Raw genomic sequence first — 16836 nt, 5'->3', positions numbered from 1 at the left:
GGCGGCCGGTTTCACTGTCGGTCGTCCTTTGTTTTTGTGGCAATTATGCAATCCTGAGCGAGGATGGCGAAATTGGTAGACGCACCAGGTTTAGGTCCTGACGCCAGCAATGGTGTGGGGGTTCGAGTCCCCCTCCTCGCACCACGAATAATTATTTTTTTGGACGATTTTTACAATGGCAACTGCAGTCGAAACCCTGGGTAAACTCGAGCGTCGCTTGACGATCTCTTTTCCGGTCGCTGACGTCCGTACCGAAGTCGAAAAGCGCCTGAAGCAGCAGGCCAAGACGGCCCGTGCGCCGGGCTTCCGTCCAGGCAAAGTGCCTATGAAGATGGTCGCTGCCCAGTACGGCTACCAGATCGAAACCGACGTGCTGAACGACAAGGTCGGCCGCGCTTTCAACGAAGCCGCCGTCGAGAACGAGCTGCGCGTTGCCGGTTTCCCGAAAATCGAGCCTAAGCAAGACGCCGAAGAAGGCACCCTGTCCTTCGACGCCACCTTCGAAGTGTATCCGGAAGTCGTGATCGGCGACCTGGCTGCCGTCGAAGTCGAAACCGTCAGCACCGACGTCAGCGACGTCGAGATCGACAAGACCATCGACATCCTGCGCAAGCAGCGCGTGCACTACCACACCAAGGGTGAAGCAGGCGAGCACGGCACCGGCGGCGAAGCCGTGGCTGCCAACGGCGACCGCGTGACCGTCGACTTCGTCGGCACCCTGGACGGCGTCGAATTCGCTGGCGGCAAGGCGGAAGACTACGCCTTCGTGCTGGGCGAAGGCCGCATGCTGCCGGAATTCGAAGCCGCGACCGTCGGCCTGAAAGTCGGCGAAGCCAAGACCTTCCCGCTGGCCTTCCCTGAGGACTACCATGGCAAGGACGTGGCCGGCAAGACCGCCGAGTTCACCATCACCCTGAAGGCCCTGGAGTGGGCGCACCTGCCGGAAGTCGACGCCGAATTCGCCCAATCGCTGGGCATCGAAGACGGCTCGATCGAGAAAATGCGCGAAGACATCAAGGTCAACCTGGAACGCGAAGTGCGCGCCCGTGTCAAAGCACGTAACAAGGAAGCCGTGATGGACGCCCTGGTCAAGTCGACCGAACTGGACGTGCCGCAAGTCATGATCGAGCAGGATTCGGAGCGTCTGGCCGAAATGACCCGCCAGGACATGGCGCAGCGCGGCATGGACGTGTCCAAGCTGCCATTCCCGGCCGAGATGTTCAAGGACAAGGCAGAGCGTCGCGTGCGCCTGGGCCTGATCCTGTCGCAACTGGTCGCCGACAACAACCTGCAAGCTACCCAAGAGCAGGTGAAGGCCCAGATCGAAGACTTCTCGCAAAGCTACGAAGACCCGAAAGAAGTGCTCAAGTACTACTTCAGCGACCGTCGTCGCCTGGGTGAAGTCGAAGCTCTTGTATTGGAAGAAAACGTCGTCAACTATGTACTCGGCAAGGCGAAAGTGTCGACCAAGACCATCGCTTTCGATGAACTGATGGGCAGCGTCCCACAGGCCTAAAGAATCGAACTTGCCGGCCTGCGTGGCCGGCATTTTTTTCAATGGCCTCTTTATAAGGAACGAGACAGGTATGATTCGTAATCCGGCATTGGATACACAAGCACTCGGCATGGTGCCGATGGTGATCGAACAGAGTGGCCGCGGCGAGCGCGCCTATGACATCTATTCGCGCCTCTTGAAGGAGCGCGTGATCTTCCTGGTCGGTCCTGTCAACGACCAGATGGCGAACCTGATCGTCGCCCAGATGCTGTTCCTGGAAAGTGAAAATCCTGACAAGGATATTTCGCTCTACATTAATTCCCCGGGCGGTTCCGTCTCGGCGGGCCTGGCGATCTTCGACACGATGAACTTCATCAAGCCGGACGTCTCGACGCTGTGCACGGGCCTGGCCGCCTCGATGGGCGCCTTCCTGCTGGCCGCCGGCGCCAAGGGCAAGCGCTTCTCGCTGCCGAACTCGCGCGTCATGATTCACCAGCCATCGGGCGGATCGCAGGGTATGGCTTCGGATATCGAAATCCAGGCCAAAGAGATCCTGTACCTGCGCGAGCGCCTGGCGCGCATCATGGCCGACAACACCGGCCAGAGCATCGAGCAGATCCACAAGGATACCGACCGCGACCGCTTCATGTCGGCGGAAGAATCGGTCGAATATGGCATGATCGACAAGGTCCTGACCAGCCGCGGGTAGGTTTCAACCCCGTACCTCGAAAGAGGTGTTGGAAAAAAACGCCCGGACGCGATCACGTTCGGGCGTTTGTTTTTTATTTCGGGTAGCATGTTCGTAGGTGCACAGGTTGCGCTGCCTTCAGGGCATGTCACATTCGCACTTGTTGCATACTCGTATAAGCGTTATATTCACAGCAATTCAATAGAGTCCTGCCCCCATGTCAGACAAAAAATCCTCCAGCGGCGAAAAACTTCTGTACTGCTCCTTCTGCGGAAAGAGCCAGCACGAAGTCAAGAAGCTGATCGCGGGACCGTCGGTGTTCATCTGCGATGAATGCATCGACCTGTGCAACGACATCATCCGCGATGAAACGTCGAACGTCGAAACGGTGGCGGGCGCCAAGTCCGACCTGCCGACGCCACACGAAATCACCGAACTGCTCGACCAGTACGTGATCGGCCAGCAAACGGCCAAGCGTATCCTGTCGGTGGCCGTGTACAACCATTACAAGCGCCTCAAGCACCTGGGCAAGAAAGACGAAGTCGAACTGGCCAAGAGCAATATTCTGCTGGTTGGACCGACCGGTTCGGGTAAAACCCTGCTGGCCCAGACCCTGGCGCGCATGCTCAACGTTCCCTTCGTGATCGCCGACGCGACCACGCTGACCGAAGCCGGCTATGTCGGCGAGGACGTCGAGAACATCATCCAGAAGCTGCTGCAGAGCTGCAACTATGAAGTGGAAAAGGCGCAGCGCGGCATCGTCTACATCGATGAGATCGACAAGATCTCGCGCAAGTCCGACAATCCATCGATCACCCGCGACGTCTCGGGCGAGGGCGTGCAGCAGGCGCTGTTGAAACTGATCGAAGGTACGATGGCATCGGTGCCGCCACAAGGTGGCCGCAAGCATCCGAACCAGGACTTCGTGCAGATCGACACGACCAACATCATGTTCATCTGCGGCGGCGCCTTCGACGGCCTGGCCAAGGTGATCCAGAACCGTTCGGTCAAGAGCGGCATCGGTTTCGGCGCCACGGTCAAGAGCCTGGACGACGGCTATAACGCCGAGATCCTGCTCGAAGCCGAGCCAGAAGATTTGATCAAGTTCGGCCTGATCCCCGAGCTGGTCGGCCGCCTGCCGGTGGTGGCTGCCCTCTCCGAGCTGACCGAAGAAGCGCTGATCCAGATCCTGGTCGAGCCGAAGAACGCCCTGATCAAGCAGTATTCGAAGCTGCTCGAGATGGAAGGCGCCGAGCTGGAAATCCGTCCCGCCGCCCTGCATGCGATCGCCAAGAAGGCGCTGGCGCGCAAGACCGGCGCCCGCGGCCTGCGTTCGATTCTCGAACACGCGCTGCTGGACGTGATGTATGAATTGCCAAGCCAGCAAAACGTCGTGAAAGTCGTCATCGATGAAAATACGATCACGAATGGCGCGAAACCTTTGCTGATTTATAGCGAAACCGCGAAGGCATCCGGAGAGAACTGAAAAAAGCCCGCACGCACGCCACAAAAGGCTTGCCGTGCGGACTCAACTAGGTACAATCAATCTCAATAAAAGACTTCGGCTTCAATCGAAAAGCCACTCGCGGTGCGCCGCGCGGTGGCTTTTTCTATTTAAAATCGAGCTTTTATTGGAACGGCTATATTCTTCGGCAAGTTGAAACTTTTTTACTTGTAGAAAATATTTTCGCTGGGTGGCCCTTGTGTTTTCACTGCCCAGCGCCCAAGTTCAGCAACACGCTTTCTATAAGGTATGCCATGACAACTTCGAAATTAACCGAGCAAACGACGCTGCCGCTTCTGCCGTTGCGCGATGTGGTTGTGTTCCCGCATATGGTGATACCTCTGTTCGTCGGCCGTCCAAAATCCATCAAGGCGCTTGAAGCTGCGATGGAGCAGGGCAAGAGCATCATGCTGGCTGCCCAGAAGGCCGCCGCCAAGGACGAACCCTCAGCCGCAGACATCTACGAGATCGGCTGCGTGGCCAATATTCTGCAAATGCTGAAACTCCCGGATGGCACCGTGAAGGTGCTGGTGGAAGGTTCCCAGCGCGCGCGCATCGATAATATTACCGATGGCGCCACCCATTTCGTGGCCGACCTCACGCCGCTGAATTCGGAAATCGGCGACGATTCCGAAGTCGAAGCCATGCGCCGTGCGATCGTCCAGCAATTCGACCAGTACGTCAAACTCAATAAAAAGATTCCGCCCGAGATCCTGGCTTCGCTGGCCGGCATCGACGACGCCGGCCGCCTGGCCGATACCGTCGCCGCCCACCTGCCGCTCAAGCTCGAGCAAAAGCAGGTAATCCTGGAGATCTTCAACGTCGCCAAGCGCCTGGAGCACCTGCTCGGCCAGCTGGAAGGCGAACTGGACATCCTGCAGGTCGAAAAGCGCATCCGCGGCCGCGTCAAGCGCCAGATGGAAAAATCGCAGCGCGAGTACTACCTGAACGAACAGGTCAAGGCCATCCAGAAGGAACTGGGCGAAGGCGAAGAGGGCGCCGACATCGAGGAGCTCGAGAAGAAGGTCATCGCAGCCAAGATGCCGAAGGAAGCCATGGAAAAAGCCCAGGCCGAAATCCGCAAGCTCAAGCTGATGTCGCCGATGTCGGCCGAAGCCACCGTGGTGCGCAACTATATCGACACCCTGGTCTCGCTGCCGTGGAAAAAGAAGTCGAAGGTCACCGCCGATCTCGAGAACGCCCAGAACGTGCTCGAGCAGGATCACTACGGCCTCGACAAGATCAAGGAACGCATCCTGGAATACCTCGCGGTGCAGCAGCGCGTCGACAAGCTGAAGGCGCCGATCCTGTGCTTCGTCGGTCCTCCGGGCGTGGGTAAGACCTCGCTGGGCCAGTCGATCGCCCGCGCCACGAACCGCAAGTTCGTGCGCATGGCGCTGGGCGGCGTGCGCGACGAAGCCGAGATCCGCGGCCACCGCCGTACCTATATCGGCTCGATGCCGGGCAAGGTGCTGCAGTCGCTGGCCAAGGTCGGCGTGCGTAATCCACTGTTCCTGCTCGACGAGATCGACAAGATGGGCGCGGACTTCCGCGGCGACCCGTCGTCGGCCCTGCTCGAGGTGCTGGACCCGGAACAGAACCACACGTTCTCGGACCACTACCTGGAAGTCGACTTCGACCTGTCGGACGTGATGTTCGTGGCGACCTCGAACTCGTTCAACATCCCGCCGGCGCTGCTGGACCGGATGGAAGTCATCCGCCTCTCGGGTTACACCGAAGACGAGAAGACCTCGATCGCCCAGCGCTACCTGCTGCCGAAGCAGATGAAGAACAACGGCCTGAAGGAAGACGAAATCAAGGTCGAAGAGTCGGCGATCCGCGACATCATCCGCTACTACACCCGTGAAGCCGGCGTGCGTTCGCTCGAGCGCGAAGTGTCGAAGATCTGCCGCAAGGTGGTCAAGATGCTGCTGCTGAAAAAAGGTTCGACCGCGGCCGAGAAGCGTGTGATCGTCAATGCCAAGAACCTGGATAAATTCCTGGGCGTGCGTCGTTACGACTTCGGCGTGGCCGAGAAGGACAACCAGATCGGCCAGGTGGTCGGCCTGGCCTGGACCGAGGTCGGCGGCGACCTGTTGACCATCGAGGCGGTCAACGTGCCGGGCAAGGGCGGCATCATCCGCACCGGTACGCTGGGCGACGTGATGAAGGAATCGATCGAGGCTGCCCGCACCGTGGTGCGTTCGCGTGCGCAGCGCTTCGGCATCAAGAACGAAGTGTTCGAAAAGACCGACATCCACATCCACGTGCCGGAAGGCGCGACGCCGAAGGACGGTCCGTCCGCCGGCATCGGCATGACGACCGCGCTGGTCTCGGCGTTCACCGGCATCCCGGTGCGCGCCGACGTGGCGATGACGGGCGAGATCACGCTGCGCGGCGAAGTGCTGCCGATCGGCGGCCTGAAAGAGAAGCTGCTTGCGGCCCACCGCGGCGGCATCAAGACGGTCTTGATCCCCGAGCAGAACGTGAAGGACCTGGCCGAGATCCCGGACAACGTCAAGAACAAGCTCGAGATCGTGCCGGTGCGCTGGATCGAGAAGGTCCTCGAGGTGGCGCTGGAGCGTCAGCCGGAAGCGCTGTCCGACGTGCCAGCGGTCGCCGTGGCGCCGGCCCCGACCGAGGGGCAGGGAGAAGTGGTCAAGCACTGAGGCCTTTCGCAGTAACCGAAGCAGGCGCCCACGCGGCGCCTGTTTTTTTGCCTGCACCGCCTGTATTGACGGGCGCCGTTGCGTATCGACCGAGGTGTTCCTCGACCATGCTCGCTTGACATCCCTATGTTGCCCTTGTTTAATATGCGCTTGCACTTTTGCAGCAATGGCGCGGTGTGCGTCACGAACGAAAACGAGGAAACGAGTGAACAAGACAGAACTGATCGAAGAAATCGCGAAGTCCGCGGACATTACGAAGGCCTCGGCGACGCGTGCACTCGACGCCATGATCGAAGCGGTCACCGAAAGCCTAAAGAAGAACGACAGCGTCACGCTGGTCGGCTTCGGCACCTTCACCGTGGGCGAGCGCGCAGCGCGTACCGGCCGCGATCCACGCACCAAGGAACCCATCAAGATCAAGGCTGCGAAGGTTCCGAAATTTAAGGCTGGTAAAGCGCTGAAAGATGCTGTAAACTAATGCCTTCTTCGCGATGACAAGCGTAGAAAGCAGCAGGATAATGTCGTATCCGTCCTGATGCTTGTTGTAGTGTTTATTTGCTGGAGCGGTAGTTCAGTTGGTTAGAATACCGGCCTGTCACGCCGGGGGTCGCGGGTTCGAGCCCCGTCCGCTCCGCCACCAAATAAACGCGATGACGAAAGTCTGGAGCGGTAGTTCAGTTGGTTAGAATACCGGCCTGTCACGCCGGGGGTCGCGGGTTCGAGCCCCGTCCGCTCCGCCAGAATTCGAGTAGTATGGAGTGCCCTGAAGGGTAGCTCCGCAAGAAGGGGCGAACGCAAGTTCGCCTTTTTTTTTAACTGTGCTGTTAATGCATTCTCAACCTTGAATGGCTGACCATGTTTGAATTTATTCGGACCCACAAGCGCTGGATGTACGGGATCCTGCTGCTCTTGATCATTCCCTCGTTCGTGTTCGTGGGGATGGAAAGTTACCAGAGCAATGACGGCGGCGCCGGTGTCGCTACCGTCGATGGCCAGAAGATCACCCAGCAGGAATGGGAAGACGCGCAGCGCCGCCAGATCGACCAGGCGCGCCAGATGATGGGCGCGCAGTTCGACCAGAAGCTGTTCGAAACCTCGGAAGCCAAGCAGGCGATCCTGAACAACCTGGTGGCCGAGCGCGCCATCAACGCCGAGATCAACCGTGCGCACATGACCGTGAGCGATGCGACCCTGCAGAAGACCATCATGGACATCCAGCAGTTCCGCTTGCCGGACGGTGGCTTCGACATGGAAGGCTACAAGGCCGCACTGGCCGCACAGGGCATGACGCCCGAGATGTTCGACCAGCGCCTGCGCCGCGACCTGACCGTGCAGCAGCTGTCGGGTTCGATCCAGGCGACCGCCTTCGCGCCGCGCACCGTCGCCAACCGCCTGTCGGACATCAACGACCAGGAACGTGAAGTGCAGGAAGTGCTGTTCCCGCTGTCGACCTATCTGCCGCAGGTGAAAGTCACCGACGAGATGGTCAAGGCCTATTACGACAAGAACGCGCAACTGTTCCAGATCCCGGAGCAGGTGAAGGCCGAGTACGTCGTGTTCGATGCGTCGACCGTCGAGGGTCAGGTGCAGGTCACCGACGCCGAAGTCACCGACTACTACAACAAGAACCTCAAGAACTACACCACGCCAGAGCAGCGCAGCGCGAGCCACATCCTGATCACGGTGTCGCGCGATGCCGACGCCGCAACCCAAGCCGCCGCCAAGAAGAAAGCCGAGGCCGTGCTGGCCGAGGTGCGCGCCAATCCGGACAACTTCGCCGCGATCGCCAAGGCCAACTCGCAAGACCCGGGCTCGGCCCAGTCGGGCGGCGACCTGGGCGTGGTGGAGAAGGGCCTGTTCGTGAAGTCGGTCGAGGACTCGATCTACGCGCTGAAAGAGGGCGAAACGAGCGGCCTGGTGCAGTCGGAATTCGGCTGGCACATCATCAAGGTCACCGGCGTCAAGCCGTCGACGCAGCGTTCGCTGGACGATGCGAAGAGCGACATCGCCGCCGACCTCAAGAAGCAGAAGATGTCGGCCAAGTACACCGAGCTGGCTGGCGTGTTCAGCGAGACCGCGTACGACCAGTCCGAAAGCCTGAAACCGGTCGCGGACAAGCTCAAGCTGCAGATCCAGACCGCCGACAACCTGACCCGCACGCCGAACCCGGCGCTGGGCGACTCGCCGATCAACAACGCCAAGTTCCTGACCGCCCTGTTCAGCAACGACGCGATCAAGAACAAGCGCAACACCGAAGCGGTCGAAGTGGCGCCGAGTGTGCTGGTATCGGGCCGCGTGGTCGAGTTCCGTCCGGCGACCAAGCGTCCGCTGGCCGAGGTGGACGCGCAGATCCGCCAGCGCGTGACCCTGGAAGAAGCGGCCCGCCTGGCGCGCGCCGCCGGCGAAGCGAAGCTGAACGCCGCCAAGGCCTCGGGCGACGCCGCCGGTTTCGGCGCGCCAGTGAGCGTGTCGCGCACCAAGGAGCCAGCCATCAACCAGACCGCCGCGATCGCGGTGCTGAAGGCTGACGTGACCAAGCTGCCGGCCTATGTCGGTGTCGAGGTGCCGGGCCAGGGTTATGGCGTGTACCGCATCGGCAAGGTGTCGCAGCCGGCTCAGCCGGATACGGCGCGCCGCAAGCAGGAATCCGACCAGATCGGCAACCTGGTGGGCCAGCAGCAGATGTATGACTATGTCGAAGCGCTGAAGGCCAAGGCCAAGGTGAAGATCAACGTCAAGCCGACTGAACTCGGCGCGAATACCGACGGTCAGTAAGTAGATCGTTGGATGACAAAAAGCCCGGCTGCGCGAGCAGCCGGGCTTTTTGCTTTCGGTCGGTCGTTACAGGTGGAGCCGACGTGCCGCGGACAGGAAGTCGTCCGGCCCGATGTCGTCCAATTCGAGCACCTCGGCCTGCGGGTAGCGCACGAAGTTGCGGTCGATCGAGCGCAGGTAGGCCGGATCGTAGTGCTGCACCAGCAGCTGGTCGACCAGTTCCGCCATCTCGCCGCTATTGGCCATCGCGTGCCAGGCATCGATCTGCGCGCGGCCATGCAGCTGCACCAGGTGATCGAGCTGGGTGTTGAGGGCCGATGGATCGGCGCAGAAGTGCTCGTAGTCTTCCATCAAAAGGCGCACGCGGTTCGGGCGCGACAGGTTGACGGCGATACAGGGCGACGCGCGCATGCGCTCCATGACCAGGCCAGGCACGCGCAGGTTGCCGACCTTCTTGCTCTCGGATTCGACGAACACTGGCTTTTCGGGATCGAAGCGGCGCAGCTTGTCCCATACCAGGCTTTCGAACATCTTCTGCGTCGGTTGCGGCTCGTTCGGCAAGTGGCCCAGCACCGAACCGCGGTGGGCGGCAAGCTTTTCGAGATCGAGCACCTGGGCCTCGATGCCGTCGAGCGTTTCCAGCAAGCGGCTCTTGCCGCTGCCGGTGGTGCCGCAGATGACGCGGAAATCGAGTTCGGGGGGATTCTCCAGCGCCGCGCTCACGTGCGCGCGATACGTCTTGTAGCCACCTTCGAGCTGTGCCACCGGCCAGCCGATGCGCGCAAGGACGTGCACCATCGCGCCGCTGCGGTTGCCGCCGCGCCAGCAGTACACCAGCGGACGCCAGTCGCGCGGCTTGTCGGCGAACAGGGTCTCGATGTGGCGCGCGATATTGTGGGCGACGATCGGCGCGCCGACCTTCTTGGCTTCAAAGGCGCCGGTCTGCTTGTACAGCGTACCGACGCGGATGCGCTCCTCGTCGTTCAGGACGGGGCAGTTGATCGCGCCGGGAATGTGGTCGAGGGCGTACTCGGCCTCGCTGCGCGCATCGATGATCGCATCGAACGTATCGAGCTGCGGCAGCAGGGCGTCGAACCCCAGGACTTCCGGATACTTCATGCTCATTGAAACTTACTTTTTGATGAGGGCCGCGAACTGCGGCCAGATGTTGTTGAGGATGATCGGATGCGCTTGCGCTGTTGGATGCAGGCGGTCTTGCTGGAACAGGGCCGGCTTGTCGGCCACGCCTTCGAGCATGAACGGCACCAGCGGCGACTTGGTGGATTTGGACACCGTCTCGAACATATTGAAGAAGCGTTCGGTGTATGCACGCCCATAATTCGGCGGCATGCGCATGCCGACCAGCAGCACGCGCGCCTTGGTGTCCTGCGCCATGGCGATCATGGCGCGCAGGTTCGCTTCTGCTGACGGCACCGGCAGGCCGCGCAGGCCGTCGTTGGCGCCCAGTTCGATGACGACGATGTCGGGACGATGCTGCTTGATCAGGGCCGGCAGGCGTGCGCGGCCGCCGCTGGTGGTCTCGCCGCTGATGCTGGCGTTGACCACCTTCGCCTCGATCTTCTCGGATTTGAGTTTTTGCTCCAGCAGTGCCACCCAGCCCGCGCCGCGCGCGATGCCGTATTCGGCCGACAGGCTGTCGCCCACCACGAGCACGGTTTTTGGTGCAGAATAGGCGCTCGCCGTCGCGGCCAAGGTGAGGAATGCGACGACAGTTAAATTTTTAAGAAAAGCTAGCATGCGTGATCATCCCGAGGCATTCAAAAACGGCGTCAGCGACGCCGGCGTACATGCAGGCCGTCCGCCCGCGATCCAGGTAAGCGGTTTGTCGAAGAAGGTGGCCGACGCCAGCGGCGAGCTCACCATCCTGCAAAACATCGATTTTACCGTGCAACCGGCCGAGACGCTCGCGTTGGTGGGCGCATCAGGCTCGGGCAAGTCGACCCTGCTCGGCCTGCTGGCCGGCCTCGACACGCCGTCCTCCGGCACCGTGCTGCTCGATGGCACCGACATCTTCGCCCTCGATGAAGACGGCCGCGCGGCTTTCCGCAAGGCCAAGCTGGGCTTCGTGTTCCAGTCGTTCCAGCTGCTGGCCCACCTGACCGCGCTCGAGAACGTGATGCTGCCGCTCGAACTGCGCGGCGACGCCGGGGCGCGCGAGAAGGCCACCGAGATGCTGGGTCGCGTTGGGCTGTCCAGCCGCCTGAAGCACTATCCCAAATTCCTGTCCGGCGGCGAGCAGCAGCGCGTCGCGCTGGCGCGCGCCTTCGTGACCGAACCGCCGCTGTTGTTCGCCGACGAACCGACCGGCAGCCTCGACGCCGCCACCGGCGAATCCGTGATCCAGCTGATGTTCGAGCTCAATCGCGAACGCGGCTCGACCCTGGTGCTGGTGACCCACGACCCCAGCATGGCGGCGCGCTGCGGCCGCACGGTCACGATCGCGGCCGGCCGCCTGGTGGAATAAAACCTTCACCGGCTGGCGGCATCCTTCACCAGCCGGTTCAACACCTTGCGCACGGCTGCCGGCAACTCGCCGGCGGTCATGCCGATCGGGCCGACGCCTTCGTCCACCAGCGCATCGGCCGCCGCGCCATGGATCCAGGTTGCAGCCGCGGCCGCCTCCCATCCAGTCCACCCTTGCGCCAGCAGGGCGCCGCATATTCCCGCCAGTACGTCGCCGCTGCCCGCCGTGGCCAGGCCGGCATTGCCCGTCGGGTTGACCAGCACTTCACCGTCGGGCCGCGCGATCACCGTGCCCGAGCCCTTCAGGATCACCGTCGCATTGGTCCGCAGCGCCATTTCGCGCGCGGAGGCCAATCGGTCGGACTGCACGACTCCCGCAGTCATCCCGAGCAGGCGCGCGCCTTCGAGCGGATGCGGCGTCAATACTGCCGGCGCGGTGCGCTGCGCCAGGCGCGATTGCAGGTCGGGGCTGGCGCCGATCAGGTTCAATGCGTCGGCGTCGATTACCAAGGGGCTGTCGCTGTCGAGCGCCTTGGCCAGCAGGCGGATCGCATTGGCCGAGTCGCCCATGCCGGGGCCAATCACCAGGGTGCGGCCGAAGAAATCGAAATCGTCGGCCGAGCGGAACATGATCTCGGGCTGGCTGCTGTCGTAGCCGGGCGGCGTGTTCAGCGCGGCGACGTAGACACGGCCGGCGCCCGCGTACAGCGCGCCGCGCGCGGACAGCACCGGCGCGCCGGCCATGCCGTGGGCGCCGCCGACGATGGCGACGTCGCCGAAGCTGCCTTTATGGGTGTTGTGGCGGCGCGCCGTGAAGCGGCCGGCGAACAGCGGCATGCCGTTCAGTTGCGCCATCGCACGCGGCAGCGCCTCGATGCCGACGCCGAGCATGTCCACGCTGACCTCGCCGGCATGGTCGCGCCCATCGGCGGTGTGTAGGCCGGGCTTGTCGCCCAGGAACGTGATCGTGTGCGTGGCGCGCACCGCGATGCCGTCCGGGCCGATCACGGCGCCGGTGTCGGCATCCAGGCCGCTCGGCACGTCGAGCGCCAGGACCGGGCAGTGGATCGTCTCGAGACCGACCACCACTTCACGATAGTCGCCGTCGACCGGCCGCTCCAGCCCGATGCCGAACAGGCCGTCGATGACAAGGCCCCATTCGGCGCCGGGCGGCAGCATGTCGATCCAGCCGACCGAGCCGGCGCGGGCGCGTTCATACGCGGCCGCGGTCTCGGCCGAGGCGTCGCGCCGGCCCGGCAAATGCAGGACGGTGGCGTCGACGCCGGCTTCGGCCAGGTTGGCCGCGGCTTCGAGCGCATCGCCGCCATTGTTGCCGGGACCGGCCAGCACCAGCACCGGTCGGTCGCGCCGGTCGCCCAGCAGTTCGAGCGCGTAATCCGCGGCGGCCTTGCCGGCGCGCTGCATCAGGGTGCCCGGCACCAGGTTGGCGTAGGCCGCTTGTTCGATGGCGCGCAGTTGCGCGACCGTGTAAAGATGTCGTTCCATGCTCGTTCATATCATTGGTGGTATCGATTCATTGTCGTGCATTTCCGCCAACGTTGTCGCGCCGTCCGATCTACAATAGGCGCTTCACCCGCGACAAGAGGAGCAAGGCATGGATTGGCAGTTCTGGATCGACCGAGGCGGCACCTTCACCGATATCGTGGCGCGGCGCCCGGATGGACAACTCGTCACGCACAAGCTGCTGTCGGAGAATCCGGAACAGTATCGTGACGCCGCCGTGGCCGGCATCCGCCATCTGCTGGGCGTGGCGGCGGGGGAACCGTTGCCGGCCGCAAGCGTCGAGGCCGTCAAGATGGGCACCACGGTGGCCACCAATGCGCTGCTCGAGCGCAAGGGCGAGCCGACCGCGTTGGCCATCACGCGCGGCTTCCGCGACGCGTTGCGCATCGCCTACCAGAACCGGCCGCGCCTGTTCGACCGCCACATCGTGCTGCCCGAGCTGCTGTATGCACAGGTGATCGAGATCGACGAGCGCATGGGCGCCCACGGCGACGTCGTGCAGCCTCTGGACGAAGCATCCGCCCGCGCCGGCCTGCAGCAAGCCTATGACGCTGGCCTGCGTTCGCTGGCGATCGTGTTCATGCATAGCTACCGCCACACGGCGCACGAAGCCGCGGTGGCGCGCGTCGCGCGCGAGATCGGTTTTACGCAGGTATCAAGCTCGCACGAGGTGAGCCCGATGATGAAGCTGGTCGCTCGCGGCGACACCACCGTGGTCGACGCCTACCTGTCGCCGATCCTGCGCCGTTACGTCGACCAGGTGGCGGGCGAGCTGCCGGGAGTGAACCTGCAGTTCATGCAGTCCAACGGCGGACTCACCGATGCGCGTTCCTTTCAGGGCAAGGACAGCATCCTGTCTGGTCCTGCCGGCGGCATCGTCGGCATGGTGCGCGCCAGCCGCCTGGCCGGCTTCGAGCGCGTGATCGGCTTCGACATGGGCGGCACCTCGACCGACGTGTCGCACTTCTCGGGCGAGTTCGAGCGCGTGTTCGAGACCCAGGTCGCCGGCGTGCGCATGCGCGCGCCGATGATGAGCATCCATACGGTCGCCGCCGGCGGCGGCTCGATCCTTCACTTCGACGGCAGCCGCTATCGCGTTGGGCCGGACAGCGCCGGCGCCAACCCGGGCCCGGCCAGCTACCGCCGCGGCGGACCGCTCGCCGTCACCGACTGCAACGTGATGCTCGGTAAAGTGCAGCCGAATTACTTCCCACGCCTGTTCGGGCCGCGCGGCGACGAAGCGCTCGACGCGGATGCGGTGCGTGCGCGCTTCGACGAGATGGCCGATCAGATCGGCGCCGCGCTAGGGGAGCGGCCGGCCCCGGAGGCGGTGGCCGAGGGTTTCATCCAGATCGCCGTGGGCAATATGGCCAACGCGATCAAGCAGATCTCGGTGCAGCGCGGCCACGACGTCACCGACTACGCGCTCACCAGCTTCGGCGGCGCGGGTGGCCAGCACGCCTGCCTGGTGGCCGATGCGCTGGGCATGAAGACGGTGTTCATCCACTCGCTGGCCGGCGTGCTGTCGGCCTATGGCATGGGCCTGGCGGACCAGACCGCGATGCGCGAGCAGGCGGTCGAAGAAAAGCTGTCGGATGCGGCGCTCGATGCGCTGGCCACGCGCCTGTCGGCGCTGGGCGAGGCGGCGCGCGGCCAGTTGCTTCATCAAGGGGTGGAGCATGGGCGCATCGTGCTGGTCGAGCGCGTGCACCTGCGCTACGAGGGCACCGATTCGGCGCTGGTCGTGCAATTCGACGATGTGGCATCGATGCAGGCGCAGTTCGAGCAGGCGTATAAACGCCGTTACTCGTTCTTGATGCCGTCGCGCGCGCTGATCGTCGAAGCCGTGTCGGTGGAAGCGATCGGCCAGTCCGATGCGCCGCCCGAGCAGCAGGCGAGCGCGCCGACGCAGGGAGCCGCTCCGGCGCCTCAGGAAACCGTGCGCATGTTCAGCGGCGCGCAGTGGCACCAGACGGGCATCTACGCCCGCCGCACGCTGCAGCCCGGACACGTGGTGCGCGGTCCGGCCATCATTGCCGAAGACAATGCGACCACGATCGTGGAGCCGGGCTGGCAGGCGCAGGTCACAAGCTACAATCACCTGGTGCTGCAGCGCGTGGAAGCGCTGCCGGAACGGCGCGCGATCGGCACCACGGCCGATCCGGTGATGCTCGAGATCTTCAACAACCTGTTCATGTCGATCGCCGAGCAGATGGGCCTGCGGCTCCAGAACACGGCCTATTCCGTCAACATCAAGGAACGCCTGGACTTCAGCTGCGCGATCTTCGACCACGACGGCAACCTGGTCGCGAACGCGCCGCACATGCCGGTGCACCTGGGCTCGATGGGCGAGAGCATCAAGACCGTGATGCGCGAGAACGCCGGCCGCATGCGCTCGGGCGACGTCTATGTGCTCAACGATCCGTACAACGGCGGCACCCACTTGCCGGACGTGACCGTCATTTCGCCGGTGTTCGACGAAGCAGGGCGGGAGATCCTGTTCTACGTCGGCTCGCGCGGGCACCACGCCGACATAGGCGGCACTACGCCGGGCTCGATGCCGCCCGACTCGGATCACATCGAGCAGGAAGGCGTGTTGATCAACAATTTCAAGCTGGTCGATGGCGCGGACGGCATCCTGCGCGAAGCGGAAGCACGCGCCATGCTGCGAGGCGCGCGCTACCCGGCGAGGAATCCCGACCAGAACATGGCCGACCTGCGCGCCCAGGTGGCCGCGAACCAGAAGGGTGTCGAAGAGCTGCGCAAGATGGTGGCGCACTTCGGCCTGGACGTCGTGCGCGCCTACATGGGCCATGTGCAGGACAACGCAGAGGAGGCGGTGCGGCGCGTGATCTCGGCGCTCAAGGACGGCAGCTTCCACTACGAGCTCGATAACGGCGCCCACATCGACGTCGCCATCCGCGTCGACGGGGCCACGCGCAGCGCGGAAGTCGATTTCACCGGGACCTCGGGCCAGCTGCCGAACAATTTCAATGCGCCGTCGAGCGTGTGCATGGCGGCGGTGCTGTACGTGTTCCGCACGCTGGTGGACGACGAGATTCCGCTGAACGCCGGTTGCCTGAAACCGTTGAAGGTCATCATCCCGCCCGGCTCGATGCTCAACCCGCATTATCCGGCCTCGGTGGTGTCGGGTAACGTCGAGACCTCGACCTGCATCACCAACGCCCTGTATGGCGCGCTGGGCGTGATGGCGGCGGCGCAGGGCACGATGAACAACTTCACCTTCGGCAATGCGCGCTACCAGTACTACGAGACCATCTCGGGCGGCTCGGGCGCGGGCGAAGGTTTTGACGGCACCGACGTGGTGCAGACGAATATGACCAACTCGCGGCTGACCGATCCCGAAATACTGGAATTCCGCTTCCCGGTGCGGCTCGAGAGCTACGAGATCCGGCAAGGATCGGGTGGCGCGGGGCGCTGGCATGGCGGCAATGGTGGCGTGCGCAAGGTGCGCTTCCTGGAACCGATGACGGCGGCGATCCTGTCGAATAACCGTATCCACGCGCCGTTCGGGATGGCCGGTGGACAGGATGCGGAGCGAGGTCGCAACCGTGTGGAGCGTGCCGACGGCCGGGTCGAACAGCTGGGCCATATCGGCAAGACCGATATGGCGGTGGGCGATGTGTTCGTGATCGAGACGCCGGGCGGGGGCGGGTACGGGGAGCCTGCCTGAGCC

General features: G+C 63.3%; 11 protein-coding genes and 3 tRNA genes. 11 read left to right on the top strand and 3 right to left on the bottom strand.

What is annotated here, in order from left to right; all coding sequences use genetic code 11:
- Window positions 1–57: 57 nt before the first annotated feature.
- From J3U95_RS04810 to J3U95_RS04770, 9 genes are all read left to right on the top strand, one after another.
- Window positions 58–144, top strand: a tRNA-Leu gene (locus J3U95_RS04810).
- Window positions 145–175: 31 nt separating this feature from the next.
- A complete protein-coding gene (gene tig / locus J3U95_RS04805) occupies window positions 176–1516 on the top strand; it encodes a trigger factor (protein WP_208277506.1) in 1341 nt (446 codons plus the stop codon).
- A 70-nt stretch (window positions 1517–1586) separates the two neighbouring features.
- Window positions 1587–2204 (top strand): ATP-dependent Clp endopeptidase proteolytic subunit ClpP, encoded by a 618-nt coding sequence (gene clpP, locus J3U95_RS04800; protein ID WP_109343602.1) that lies wholly within the window; start codon window positions 1587–1589, stop codon window positions 2202–2204.
- 196 nt (window positions 2205–2400) lie between these two features.
- The gene (gene clpX / locus J3U95_RS04795; protein ID WP_109343601.1) at window positions 2401–3669 is read left to right on the top strand and encodes an ATP-dependent Clp protease ATP-binding subunit ClpX; all 1269 of its coding nucleotides are present in this window, start codon (window positions 2401–2403) and stop codon (window positions 3667–3669) included.
- 272 nt (window positions 3670–3941) lie between these two features.
- Window positions 3942–6356 (top strand): endopeptidase La, encoded by a 2415-nt coding sequence (lon, locus tag J3U95_RS04790; RefSeq protein ID WP_208277505.1) that lies wholly within the window; start codon window positions 3942–3944, stop codon window positions 6354–6356.
- A gap of 166 nt (window positions 6357–6522) precedes the next feature.
- A complete protein-coding gene (locus J3U95_RS04785) occupies window positions 6523–6834 on the top strand; it encodes an HU family DNA-binding protein (RefSeq protein ID WP_162819654.1) in 312 nt (103 codons plus the stop codon).
- An 82-nt stretch (window positions 6835–6916) separates the two neighbouring features.
- Window positions 6917–6993 (top strand) — tRNA-Asp (locus J3U95_RS04780).
- Window positions 6994–7019: 26 nt separating this feature from the next.
- Window positions 7020–7096, top strand: a tRNA-Asp gene (locus J3U95_RS04775).
- A gap of 115 nt (window positions 7097–7211) precedes the next feature.
- On the top strand, window positions 7212–9131 hold the full coding sequence (locus J3U95_RS04770; protein WP_208277504.1) for a SurA N-terminal domain-containing protein: 1920 nt from the start codon (window positions 7212–7214) through the stop codon (window positions 9129–9131).
- A gap of 66 nt (window positions 9132–9197) precedes the next feature.
- Here the strand turns inward: J3U95_RS04770 and mnmH are convergent, their stop codons facing one another.
- Window positions 9198–10250 carry a tRNA 2-selenouridine(34) synthase MnmH gene (mnmH, locus tag J3U95_RS04765; RefSeq protein ID WP_208277688.1) on the bottom strand — a complete coding sequence of 351 codons (1053 nt, stop codon included), beginning with the start codon at window positions 10248–10250 and terminating at the stop codon, window positions 9198–9200.
- 12 nt (window positions 10251–10262) lie between these two features.
- Window positions 10263–10889, bottom strand: coding sequence for an arylesterase (locus J3U95_RS04760; protein WP_208277503.1), 627 nt, complete (start codon window positions 10887–10889; stop codon window positions 10263–10265).
- Here J3U95_RS04760 and J3U95_RS04755 point away from each other — a divergent pair.
- A complete protein-coding gene (locus J3U95_RS04755) occupies window positions 10888–11616 on the top strand; it encodes an ABC transporter ATP-binding protein (protein ID WP_229519642.1) in 729 nt (242 codons plus the stop codon). The genes J3U95_RS04760 and J3U95_RS04755 overlap by 2 nt on opposite strands.
- Before the next feature lie 5 nt (window positions 11617–11621).
- Here J3U95_RS04755 and J3U95_RS04750 read toward each other — a convergent pair whose 3' ends face one another.
- Window positions 11622–13121, bottom strand: a complete 1500-nt coding sequence (locus J3U95_RS04750; protein WP_208277502.1) for an NAD(P)H-hydrate dehydratase — start codon at window positions 13119–13121, stop codon at window positions 11622–11624.
- Between the two features lie 109 nt (window positions 13122–13230).
- On the opposite strand from J3U95_RS04750, the gene J3U95_RS04745 reads away from it, so the two are divergent.
- Window positions 13231–16833, top strand: coding sequence for a hydantoinase B/oxoprolinase family protein (locus J3U95_RS04745; protein ID WP_208277501.1), 3603 nt, complete (start codon window positions 13231–13233; stop codon window positions 16831–16833).
- Window positions 16834–16836: the final 3 nt, after the last annotated feature.

It is taken from the genome of Massilia oculi (genome assembly GCF_017582745.1).
Taxonomy (GTDB): Bacteria; Pseudomonadota; Gammaproteobacteria; order Burkholderiales; family Burkholderiaceae_D; genus Telluria; species Telluria oculi_A.
Note: the sequence above shows the minus strand (reverse complement) of the source record. Positions and strands in the feature narration are given on the sequence as shown.